This window comes from Flavobacterium sp. LMO8 (assembly GCF_009495755.1).
Classification (GTDB): Bacteria; Bacteroidota; Bacteroidia; order Flavobacteriales; family Flavobacteriaceae; genus Flavobacterium.
Window position 1 is genome coordinate 18524 of sequence record NZ_WIBJ01000019.1, and the last position, 11742, is coordinate 30265.

Consider the following 11742-nt stretch of genomic DNA (forward strand, 5'->3'; position numbering starts at 1 on the left):
CTATCAGATTGTTGATTTTAATTATTTTCACATATATTATTAATTTCTTTGTAAATGGCATTACAATCCATTGCCCTGCTAAATGGCACAACCCTATATGTTGATTCAGTTTCCGTTTCATTGATATCATCCTCGGGTATTAAATTCTTTTCAATTGCTATTTCATCACTTGCCATCATTTCCCAAGTTGCACCTCCAGTTAGATAAGCAACAAAACCATCCTTTTTATATTCCTCCAAAAAACTTATTGGTGTAGGAACGTGAAAAAGAGTTCTTAAATAAATATCCTTTTGTGGTTCGTCTGGCTTGTAGTCATTTTTATATGGTCCTAATATGTCAAACTCATGTCTTGGGCTGCAAATCGCAAATTCAATACCATTTCGTGGAAATGAAGAACGAACCTCTATTGTTTTTTTGGTTTTAATTGTTTCTAAATCTATTTGAGATGCAGCTTCTTTAAATTCCGTTTCCTTTACTAATAAATTTAATGAAACGGAGTTTAGAAAGTTCTTCCAACAATACTCAGCTAATATTCCAGCAATTGCATTACTAAGCTTTCTATTTGATGAACGGCTTGTAGTAGAATCGTTTGCTGCTTTATCATTTACTGAATTGGCTAAATGCACACCTGCTTCTGTAATCTTATTAAGAATTACCTTATCAAAAGGCTCACTTTCATAAAAAAATTGATACTTAACAACCAAAAAAGGATTAAGCCTATTTGACTCTTTATAAGAATCAATATCTCTACATTTAATATTTTGAATAGATATTTTCATAATGAAAGTTTATATTGAATGAAATTCTATACCTTCTTGTTCAAGTTTTAATATTGCGTTTGTTTTTAAACAATCATCGCTATTAAATAAGGAATCAAGGCATAATATATTTTTAGGTTTAAGTTTTAATATTTCCTTTTGAATTTCAGAAGAATATTTATCTAAAACTATAATAAGGCGATTTTCAGAAATAGAATAGAAATTGGAATTATCAACATTATGAACATTTATGTCAACAGTAAAAGGAAATCCATTTTTAATAATCAACTCCCAAAGCAAATTCAATGAAATGGGATTACCCTTTATAGGCTGCTGGAAGAGATTTGTTTGAACAACTAAATCTTCCTCTGATTGTATTAAATCACCCCTCCATATTTTAAAGTTTGATTGGCTCAACACAAATGATTTAAAACCTATTGGTTCAACATCCTCATTAAAGTCAAGTGTGTTAGCTTTTTTTGTAGTGCTTTTATTTATTACATCTTGTATCCTTTGCCTAGTAACATCAGATATAACCCTATGTCCTTTTGAAAAGGCTTCGTCTTTTTCGCTTATTTGCTCGGGTAATTGAACTGTAATGAATTGCAAATTTGTGTCTTTTTCTTTGTTATAATCTAAAACTGCGTGTGCAGTTGTACCACTACCACCAAAGAAGTCTAATACAATACCTTGTGTCAAATCACCTATTGCTATTTCAATAAGTAATTTGATTAGTTCGGGATTTTTGGGATTATTAAAAGGAACATCAAAACCCCGAGGAACTTTAGATGCAAATACATCTTGCCAAAGAGTATTTCTCAATATTTTATCATTAGGTGCAATCCAATGTTCCACACCTTTATTCATCCCTTTACCTTCAGGTTTCCTACGAATAAATTTTTTCTTTGAGCCTGTATTCTTCCAATATTCTTCAAGACTTATGGTATCAGAAAATTTTTCAACGTATTCATCATAATTTGCTACTGCCACTTTTGCTACATCCTCTTTCCATTTCCATTGACCAATAGAAATATCAACACCAAGTAGTTCATATTGCATAGTTTTTCTTTCAGCATCATTCCAAAATCCCTTCCAATATCCTTGTGCTTTTCTTTCTTCAGATGCCTCTCTAAAAACAGGATTCATTCTTGAAGTAGCAGTTTTTGAATAAATCAAAACATATTCAGCTCCTGTGTTAAAAGACTTCAGACCTTCATCTAAAAATTGGGTATTTATATTTTTATCGTATCGCCTTACTAAGAGAATATTTCTAAAATTTTCTTCTCCAAAAACTTCATCCATTAATAGCTTCAAAGAAGAAACTTCATTGTCGTCTATTGAAACAAAAATGTAACCATCTTCGTGCATAAGATTTCTTGCAAGAAATAATCTTGGAAGCATCATAGATAGCCAATTGGAATGAAACTGTCCATTTTCTTTCCTATTAGGACGAAAAAATCCTTCTTTCATCAAATACCCTTCTTCATCCTTTTCGCTAACCCTTTTCAAATATTCCTCTTTAGTTTCTGAAAATTTATCAGGATAAATAAAGCTGTCTGAACCTGTGTTATATGGAGGATCTATATACACAACCCTTACTTTCCCATAATAGGATTTTTGTAACACTTTAAGAACTTCAAGATTTTCACCTTCTATAAAAGTGTGGTTTGCAAAATCCCAGTTCATAGATTTTTCAGGCTGCGGAAGCAAAGTTGCAACTGTTGGAGTTTGTAAGTTTTTGTATGCATCATTTTTACCTGCCCAATTCAGATGGTATCTTTCTGTGTCAGTATTAACAGCTTCTCCCAAAATTTGTCTCAACTGTTCTACATTGATTTTATCATCTGAAAAAGCAGCAGGGATAATTTCTTTGAGCTTTTTAATAAGGTCGTCTGTAATGTCTAATGAAGTGCCTTCCATATTTTATAAAGTAGAGATAAATTAATAGTTTAAAAGATTAAATAAAAAAAAATATGAAGCTTTTTTTAATTAATTCAATGCAATAATACAAACATACGAAAAAGCAAACGAAAGAAAAATGAGGATAACCGTATACGGACGAAAAAAGAAGAAAAAAAGCGCAAAAAAAAATTAGGGTAACGTTGGTACCCTAATTTTGTAAAAAAGATATTTTATTTTTTTAGTTTGTAAAAAACTGATTTATATGGCTTTTTGAGTGCAAACAAAACTTTCCATTTTATTGATTTACTTTAAATTGTTCAAATGTTACCTTAAAATATGAAAATTAAAAAAATAAAAAATGTTTGTGTTACTTTTTGGTTACCCTGCTTACCCTATGAAAATAATGTAAAAGAAAGCAAAGTTATGAGTTATGAGTTGTGAGATATGAGTTGTGAATTTTTGAAAAAAATGTGGCTAATTATATACTTTAGCCACACATTATTTATGTTAGTACAGGTTCAATTTTTATCAACAATTTTGTTTCTATTATCTACTTCTTCGTAAGTGTTTTCAATTAAAGCATAAACAAATATTCCGTTTTTCTTTAGTCTTGTGAAGTTGTGTTTTTTTAATGCTTTTCCAAGTTTATTTATAGTTCCATCATTGATATTGATTTTTGCCTTTTCTGCTAGTTTTGTTGCTATTTGAGAAGCGTTTAAGAATGCGTTTGCCTTTTCTTTTTCACAAGGTTCAAACCATGTTAAAAGCAATTCTTCTTCTGGGCTTCGTAGTTGGTATTGTTCGTTGTTTTCGGTGATGTTTTTGATTTCTTCTTGGTCGAACCAATGTCTGAATCCAGTTTTGAATAAATACAAAGCTTGTGATAATACATTGTCAATGTTGATTTCGTGTTGGTATTGGATGTTTTCAACTTCAAAACAAAGAAATCTTCTGCTTCCTGTACTGTCGTTTAAGAATTGTGCTGTGTTGACACTTCCTGCGAATGATGCGCGTCTTGGCATGGTTTCGTTGTTGTGTCCATAGGCTTTTCTCATTCTGATTTGTGTCTTTGTAATAATTTCTTTTAAGCTTCCAATTTCGGAACGGTTTAGGTTTTCTAATTCGTCCAGGTTGATTAACATACATTCTGAAAGCTGCACTAAAGTGTCTTTGTTGTTTGGGTTTATGGTTCCAGAGAATAAATACTCTTTTAACTTTCTAGGCACTAGTTTTTCTACCCAAGTTGTTTTTCCTAATCCTTGTTTTCCACTGAATACAATTACGGTGTGATTGATTACTTTGTCATCCAATACACAACCTACCATTGCTACCATCCATTTTTTAAAACACTCTTGCCAAAGTTCTTGTTTTGTAGTGGTTATCGTATTTGCCAATTCTAAAATATAATCTGTTTTTTCATCATAAGATGGTAGATTGTAAAAGTAATCTTCAAATGGATTGTACAATTCACAGAAATCGGAATACAATAGGTTACGCAAAGAAGAAAGGTTTGTTTTGATTCTTCCTTTTAAACATTCGCGAAGCATTGAGTTTTCAATGAAGTCGTTCATTACATGCCATTTCTTTTTGCCGAAATACTGAAACTCTAATTTGCCTGAAACCATGTTGTGCCGAAATACATATCTTGTTGATAGGAATAGTTCTAAGCGGTCGATTTGGGTTGGTTTTGGTTTGTCTTCGTCGTCTTCGTCATAGAAGTCGCCTCTCGACTCCGCTCGAGGTGACAGGTTTTGATTGTCTGATTTTTTTTTGTTGTTTTTAGTGTTTCTGGTAGTTTCAAAATTTTCATCTTTGCCAAATTCGTGAATGTTTCCGTAGGCGCTGTGAACGGTTTGTGTTACTTCTTTTTCATCATAGCCAAAGTCTGTTAGTATGAAGCTTAGTGCTTCGTTTAATGAAATGCCTTTTCGGTTTAGGTTGCACGCGAGTTGGTGTACGAATACGTTTCGGCTACCTGTCGCGTATTGCACTTTTTTTTCGGTGAAACGGATGCAGTGGTTGTAGATGCCTTCGCTGTTTGAAGTTTCAAGTTTCAAGTTCAAGGTTGTTGAAGCTACGACAGGCTCAGCTTGACTAGATTGGTTTGAGTTTGTTGCACTTAAACTCATCTCGCCCCTCGACTCCGCTCGGGATGACAGCATCTCGACTTCGCTCGATGTGACAAATGTCTTTGCAGCTTCGTTTTGATAGAGGTTATCATCGAATGAGTAGAAACATAGTCGGGTTATGTCTTTTCCGGATTTGTCTATTTCATGGTTTAATAGGGTTTCATAGTGTTTTTGGATGGCCAAAAAGGTTTCTTTATGGTCTTCTTTTTTGGTGTTTACTTTTACTAAAATTTTTAATCCATTACCTGATGGACTTATGAAACTTGCATAGGTGTATTCAGATTGGTTAGCTTTATGTTTTGCGTTTTGTAAATCGGTTTGACTTAATTTATCGATGTCTAGGATAATGAAATTGGAGTATGCTTCCAGAAATTCCATTTTTCTTCCACCCACAAATTTTCCTGAAGGTGTGAATGCAGGTAATGATTTTTTGGCTTTTTCATAGGCTTCTAGTTTGTTTTCGGCTAATGATTTACGCAAATACGTTATCCCTGGTCTGTACTTTCCTGTTTTGATTTCGTGCAGGATTTCGGGAATTGTTTTGTGTTCTATTACTTCGTTGAAGTTTTTGAATATACTGATTGTCATTTTTGTTTCAAGTTTAAAGTTTCAAGTTGTTTTAACCACCCCGCCCGATGGGCACCCCTCCAGAGGATGGGAAATGTTGTTGTGATTGCAATCACAGACTTCGCATGTTCCATTACATTTTCTCATACTATTTACCTTTGAATGATTTGTTGTAGTGTTCTTGTAGTAGTTTTTCAACATCAGAAAGTTTGTAGTAGATTTTACTTCCAACTTGACTGAATGAGATTTTGCCTTCATCTCTCCAGGTTTGTGCTGTGCGTTTGGAGATTTTCATGAGCATGATGAATTCTTGATTGTCTAAGAAGGTTTCTTTCTTTGGGTCTGGCTTGGTGTTTAGTTGGCTTTGAATTGCGTCTAATTTTGCCATTAAGTCATTGTACTGGTCTTTTGTTAAAATAATTGCTTCCATTTTCGTAGTTTTTAAAAGTTTATGGAGCAAAATTGTGAAGTAAAAAAAAGTCCCTTAGTCCCAATCGGGTCCCAAGGGACTATTATTTTTTAGAGGAAGTTGTCGAGGTCTATTCGTTTGTGTGTTTTTGGTCGTTTGTCGCCTCGTGATGGTTTGAGGATGGTTTCGACTGTTTGGGGACTTATTTCGTTGTTGTCCTTATCGATAAAGTTATTGACGATCATATTTACGATTTCGCCATTGGAAGCATCAATAAAAGATTTTCCATCAACAAATAGTTCACGACTTAGTTGGTAGAATATATCTACTAATTGGTTTAGATTTCCGTTGAATTTCAGTTTTTTAATGATTAGTTTTTTCTCCAGTTCTAGTTCTTTTTCCTTCTCAATTTCCGAACGCATTTTACGAAGCGTTTGTAATTTTTCAATGAATTGAACGCATTGCTGGTCATAAGCTTGCAGCTTGTTGTTGATTGAAATTATGTCGGCTTGTCGGTATTCGAAATTTTCTTCGTTTAAAAACAAGATTTGCTCATTGAACGATTCCATTTTTTCGACCTGATGTTTGATTTCAAAAAATGAAAAATAACGATCTTCCGATTCGGCATTGATTAACCTTTTCGGAGTAATTTGTTTGGTTTCTTTTACGCTCGAAGATTGCAGTTCTGTTCGTTTTTTCTCGATGATGTTGTACAATTTATTGAATCTACTCAATGCCTTTTGGCTAAAGAATAGTTCTTCATTGTTGGCTAATAATTTTTCGAATTTGTTTAACCAAGTGTTTCCGTCTTGGGCAAGTTGGAGTTGGTAGTTAATGAATTCGGGTAGTTGGGATTGTGGAATTGTAAATACTTTTTCGAGTAAAGCAATACAATAGTTTTCCAGTGTGGGTTCCTGGTCGTGAGTAATGTCAAAAATAGAAGCTGCACTTTGTGCTGTGTCGATGGTTCTCCATTCTGAGAACAATGATTTTTTGATGTTTTGCCCTTTTAAGTTCACGTTTTTTGCCGGTGTTAAATTTGTTCATTATTGGTATTTTGGGTAATCCTGTTTAAAATCTGTTTATTACAATCTAATTTAAGCATGAAGTTCGACTATACTTCATCTAAATTTCAATATGATTTTTGGTGTAAACTGATTTTTTGGATGCCTAAAATTAGAACAAATTCAGTACCACTTTGCGTTGATTTTCGCACAAGTTTTTAACAAAATTGCGAAGGCTTGGATTTGCTAGGGTTTTGTAATTCAGGAGTAAAAAAGAGTAAAATTTACCCTTGAAAAAGAAAACGAGAGTAGTTTTTTAAAAAAATTACTCTCGTTCTGTTTTAGTAGATGTAGTTGTCAACCGCTTTGTCTAATTCTTCCGAAATGATTTTGGCATATACCTGGGTTGTGCTGATATCACGGTGGTCCATTAGTTTTGAAACGTGCTCTATTCGCATTCCATTATTTAATGCGTTTGTTGCAAAGGTATGGCGGCTTATGTGGAATGTTACTTTTACTGGAATTTCTAATTTCTTTGCTATGCGCTGTAATTGAAAATTAGCTGCTTTATTGGCACTTTCTATAAAAGTATAACGGTATTCATCGTTCTTTAAATACAGCTCTTTATTTGTGATTACAGGGAATATAAAGTCGTCTTGTTCTGCATTTTCCTTTTTGTATTTATTGATGATGTCCAATGCTAACTGACCTATTTTAAACTGATGCATTCTTCCTGTTTTGCGAATTACTTTTTGTATTCTTCTTTCTTCTTCATTGAAGTGTTTTACTTGAAATTCTAATACATCACTGAATCGTAAACCTCCTGCGAAAATTGAAAAGATAAACATATCGCGAAATACACTCGATTTTGATTTTTCATCTAGTTTATAATTGATAATCGCCTCAAATTGCTCTTTCTTTAAAAATTGTCTTCTGCTTGGGTCTTTCTTTAATTTCAACTTACTAAACGGATACATGTATTCGGGAATTAAATCTTCTTTGATAGCTTCTTTGAACATAATCGCCAATATCATGATGGAATAACGTTGTGTTGTATTTCCGTTTTTTAGTTCGTTGCTTAGATAACTCATGTAATCCATCAATAATGAAACTGTAATGTCATCAAAATAAACTTCCTTAGTACCTACCCATTTTTCAAACTTATCTAAATAGGCATGGTAATTTTTATAGGTTGAAATGGAAACGTTGTTTCTGATTCGTTCACAATGTTTTCTGGAATACTCGAAGAAATTTGGTACTTCTTTTCCTTTTATGGCTTCCTTTAGTTTTTTAATGGAAACGGTTTTTACTTTACGTTCCATATCGGCAATTTGTCCTTCAGCATCAGCAATTTTTTGAGCAAGTGCTGCATTCATTCGCGCGCTATTAGGATAGCTTTTCTTAACTCTCTGCTTTGCTTCATCCCAATCACTTTCTTTAAGCTTGAGTCCGGCAGTGATAAATTTCGTTTTTCTATCTTTTATAATTCTAATGTACAAAGGGCTTTTACCTGTTTGATCTTTCTGATTGGTGCGTAGTATTAATTTAATGGATGCCATAATTATAGAATATTAGAAATGTTATACTATATTTGTAAAGCGGTGCAAACGAGTGAAAGTATTGATTTTACTAGTGTTTCATTCTAGTGCAACGGAGTACTAAGGTACAACAATTGGTACAACAAATCAAGTATTTTGATGCTTTTGTATGCTTAAATTTGCTTTAGCATTTTTTATAAAGTCAATAAATACAGTATTTTAAGTGCAAAAGGGTACTTGCGGAATTATTATAGAGATAACAGCGGTTTGCTTCAATGGCTAGTTCCGGATTTTCCTACGGAAAATCCGCTGCTGAATGGAATGTTTTGTTATATTTGTAATGGCTTGGTGTTGGTTCAACGCCACTTAGAGCAAGCCACATAACGTTAGCAATAATTTAATGAAACTTACGAAAATAATCATATTGACAATTGGAATCACAACTCTGATTGGGTGTAAAACAAATGAACCGAAAACGGATTTAATTGGAATTTGGGAATCATATGAAACTCATCATACTCCAGTTGTATTAACTTTTTACAAAGATTCTGTCATAACGGAATCTTTCGGAGGAGAAATGCGTACTAATTCCAAATGGTATGTAGATGGAAGTAAAATTTGTCTAAAGCAAATTATACTTAAAGATACTATTTTAAAAGATGTCTTAAATTACCAATATAAGCTAAATAATACAAAAGATACTTTGTGGATTAAAGTGGAAAATGGAAATGCTGATGATTATAGCACTATGAAAAAAGTTGGAGAAAATCCATTTACAACTAAATTATAAAACTATTGCTAACAGCCGTTTGTTGCAATTGCTAGGCTTGGTTTGTGTTCGGAATTTTCTCCGAAAATTCCACGAGGAGTTTTGTACTTGTAATCTTTTGTTATAAATTTACGCAACTGCCACAAGCGGCAACACGTTGTGCATAACTTTATAAAATCGTGCTGAAAAGAAAAATTATTTTATTATTAATATTTATTAGTCAATTTGGAATATGTAGTCCACAATTGCCAGATTTGTTGATATATAAAAATGACACTATTAATATTTATAATTTAATATTAGAAGAATATTTAAATAAAAACGATTTTAAAAAACAAGGTGATTTATTTGGTTTAAGTTTTCGAGACGGTGCTTCTATGAACTGTTGGAGAGGTTATCAAGCAATATATAAAATAGAAAATGATAGTTTATTTCTTGTAAATATTATTGGTTGCGGTGAGATTTTTTATGAAAAAGGAAAAATTGACTTAAAAAAATCAAATGATAATATAAATACAATTTTTGGTTCAAAATTTAAGAATGGAAAAGTATATATTGATTGGTTTAATGGGAATATAAATATTAAAAATGGGGAGTTATTAAGTTGGGATGGAGTTTTTAAAAAAACTTATGAAAAAGAGATTTCACTTATTTTTAAAAAGGGAAAATTAAAAAAAACACTAAATGTTGAAAATTATATTGATGACCCAAATAGAATAAATAGAAAGTTAAATGACACATTGAGAAATATAGTTTTTGAAAAAATAAAGCATTTAAATTGGGAAGAATTAGATGATGAGTGTGGATGTGGTAGTGAAAAATATATAATAACTATTGGAAAAAATGGTACAATTAAAAGTGTAAAATCAGCAGAATATAAAAACCGAAATAAAATAAAAGATTTTTGGGGAATTAAAGAATACAATACATGTATTAAAACATTAATGGAAAATTTAAAAAATTTAAAATTTGACATTATTAAAAGTGATAATAAAGAAATTGAGCAGAAATTTATTTTTCGCCCTTGGTTTGACCACAAAACAAAAACTCTTGAAAATTGGGAGTGGTAAAAAAAGCTATGCACAACAGCGGTTTGCTTCAATGGCTACTTCCGGATTTTCCTACGGAAAATCCGCTGCTGAATGGAATGTTTTGTTACATTTGTAATGGCTTGGTGTTGATTCAACGCCACTGAGAGCAAGCCTCATAACGTTATAAACAATTTTGAAAAAACTATACCTTATAATATTCGCTTTAACCTATTTGGTTTCATTTTCACAATCAGAAAATGATGCAAAAGATATCATTAAATTAGTTGTAGATGTTTATAAAAATGATACAATTAATGTTTTTTATAAATTCCATAATCAAGAATTAATTTATGATTTAAACCAAACTGAGTGGAAAAAATTTGATTTAAGTAAAATATTTGAGGAATGTTCAAAAAAATATGATACAATAACCGAGAAAGATTTATTTTTTGAATGTATTAATTCAAAATTTCCAAATGACACTGCAACATTCAAATTCGAGAAAATAAAAGTGAATTATTATGGGAATAGTGACTTGTTAGAAAAAACTAACGACACGAGAATAAAAAAAATTCACAAAACCTCATTTGGCAAAAATATAAAAATCAAACCCTTATCATTTATTTCTTTCCCTTTAATTTCATCTGACAAAAAAAAAGCAATTGTTTATTGTACATTTATAACAGGAAGTTTATCTGGAAATAAAGGATATTATATTCTTGAAAAAATAAATAGAAAATGGAAAATAGTAAACTATGAATTTAGAGGTTTTATGTAAAAAACTGTTTATAACAGCCGTTTGTAGCAAATGCTAGGCTAGGCTTGTGTTCGGAATTTTCTCCGAAAATTCCACGAGGAGTTTTGTACTTGTAATCTTTTGTCTTAAATTTACGCAACTGCCACAAGCGGCAACACGTTATAAAACATTTAAGGACACAAAATGTCTTAAAAGAATTATATAAGCTATAACATAGCAAATAGCAACAGAAATTGTAGCAAAATCATAATTTTCTTTTTTCGTTAATGGAATAATTCTACTAATTACAGCAGAAAGAAAAATAATAAGCATAAATGTTATCATAATAAAAACGTTTTATAACATCGGTTTTGCTCTATTGCGGTTTAGTGCTTAACCAATGTTCGGTTTGTATTTTTTAATTTTGTTTTTAATTCAATAATTTTGGCTTACTTTTCCGCAACAAAGCAAAGCCGAGAACCGTTGTGTGCAACATATTTTCCGAACTTACGCCGAAAGCTTCTCTCCTATTTTTTCCGAAAGAAATTAATTAAAATTGTTACCGAAAAATCTTGCGTGACAATTGAAAACCGAACCAAACTTTGTCGATAAACTTTGTGCTGAAATTACGTTTTCGGGAAAATCCGTTGTGAAATTAAAAACTGAAACTAAACTTTGCGTGAAAATATGCTTTGCGTGACAACCCAAACTTTGCCGAAAAACTTTGTGTTGAGTTTTTTTAAGTTCCGAAAATATCATGCAGCACACAACAGCGGTTTAAAAATATGGCTAGTTTCGGGAATTTTTGAAATGGCGCAGTTGCTAAATTTAAAGTTTTGTGTATATTTGTGAAGGCTTGGTGTTGGGTTTTAGCCACATTTTTAAGCCTCAGAACGTTG

10 protein-coding genes are annotated in these 11742 nt (G+C 31.9%); 3 read left to right on the forward strand and 7 right to left on the reverse strand.

Annotated features, from left to right (window positions below):
• Window positions 1-17 precede the first annotated feature (17 nt).
• From GFJ94_RS02915 to GFJ94_RS02940, 6 genes are all read right to left on the reverse strand, one after another.
• The gene (locus GFJ94_RS02915; RefSeq protein ID WP_153200093.1) at window positions 18-779 is read right to left on the reverse strand and encodes a hypothetical protein; all 762 of its coding nucleotides are present in this window, start codon (window positions 777-779) and stop codon (window positions 18-20) included.
• A gap of 9 nt (window positions 780-788) precedes the next feature.
• Entirely contained in the window at window positions 789-2678 is a 1890-nt protein-coding gene (locus tag GFJ94_RS02920; protein WP_153200094.1) for a site-specific DNA-methyltransferase, read from the reverse strand.
• 500 nt (window positions 2679-3178) lie between these two features.
• On the reverse strand, window positions 3179-5377 hold the full coding sequence (locus GFJ94_RS02925) for a VapE domain-containing protein (RefSeq protein WP_153200095.1): 2199 nt from the start codon (window positions 5375-5377) through the stop codon (window positions 3179-3181).
• Between the two features lie 127 nt (window positions 5378-5504).
• Window positions 5505-5786: a helix-turn-helix domain-containing protein gene (locus tag GFJ94_RS02930; RefSeq protein ID WP_153200096.1), complete on the reverse strand. Its 282-nt coding sequence runs from the start codon at window positions 5784-5786 to the stop codon at window positions 5505-5507.
• Window positions 5787-5875: 89 nt separating this feature from the next.
• Window positions 5876-6784, reverse strand: a complete 909-nt coding sequence (locus GFJ94_RS02935; protein ID WP_153200097.1) for a hypothetical protein — start codon at window positions 6782-6784, stop codon at window positions 5876-5878.
• Between the two features lie 326 nt (window positions 6785-7110).
• Window positions 7111-8328, reverse strand: coding sequence for a site-specific integrase (locus GFJ94_RS02940; protein ID WP_153200098.1), 1218 nt, complete (start codon window positions 8326-8328; stop codon window positions 7111-7113).
• Between the two features lie 403 nt (window positions 8329-8731).
• Between GFJ94_RS02940 and GFJ94_RS02945 the strand changes: the two genes are divergently transcribed.
• The 3 genes from GFJ94_RS02945 to GFJ94_RS02955 all read left to right on the forward strand — a co-directional run bounded on the left by GFJ94_RS02945 (window position 8732) and on the right by GFJ94_RS02955 (window position 10885).
• Complete coding sequence (locus tag GFJ94_RS02945; protein WP_153200099.1) at window positions 8732-9097, forward strand: hypothetical protein; 366 nt, start codon at window positions 8732-8734, stop codon at window positions 9095-9097.
• Between the two features lie 158 nt (window positions 9098-9255).
• Entirely contained in the window at window positions 9256-10146 is an 891-nt protein-coding gene (locus GFJ94_RS02950; RefSeq protein WP_153200100.1) for a hypothetical protein, read from the forward strand.
• Between the two features lie 154 nt (window positions 10147-10300).
• A complete protein-coding gene (locus GFJ94_RS02955; protein ID WP_153200101.1) occupies window positions 10301-10885 on the forward strand; it encodes a hypothetical protein in 585 nt (194 codons plus the stop codon).
• 138 nt (window positions 10886-11023) lie between these two features.
• On the opposite strand, the gene GFJ94_RS02960 is transcribed toward GFJ94_RS02955, so the two are convergent.
• Window positions 11024-11188 carry a hypothetical protein gene (locus tag GFJ94_RS02960; RefSeq protein ID WP_153200102.1) on the reverse strand — a complete coding sequence of 55 codons (165 nt, stop codon included), beginning with the start codon at window positions 11186-11188 and terminating at the stop codon, window positions 11024-11026.
• Between the last annotated feature and the right edge of the window lie 554 nt (window positions 11189-11742).

Bases quoted from the DNA above. Each gene is read 5' to 3' on its own strand.
- GFJ94_RS02915 (WP_153200093.1), bottom strand. From the start codon at position 779: ATGAAAATATCTATTCAAAATATTAAATGTAGAGATATTGATTCTTAT.
- GFJ94_RS02920 (WP_153200094.1), bottom strand. From the start codon at position 2,678: ATGGAAGGCACTTCATTAGACATTACAGACGACCTTATTAAAAAGCTC.
- GFJ94_RS02925 (WP_153200095.1), bottom strand. From the start codon at position 5,377: ATGACAATCAGTATATTCAAAAACTTCAACGAAGTAATAGAACACAAA.
- GFJ94_RS02930 (WP_153200096.1), bottom strand. From the start codon at position 5,786: ATGGAAGCAATTATTTTAACAAAAGACCAGTACAATGACTTAATGGCA.
- GFJ94_RS02940 (WP_153200098.1), bottom strand. From the start codon at position 8,328: ATGGCATCCATTAAATTAATACTACGCACCAATCAGAAAGATCAAACA.
- GFJ94_RS02960 (WP_153200102.1), bottom strand. From the start codon at position 11,188: ATGATAACATTTATGCTTATTATTTTTCTTTCTGCTGTAATTAGTAGA.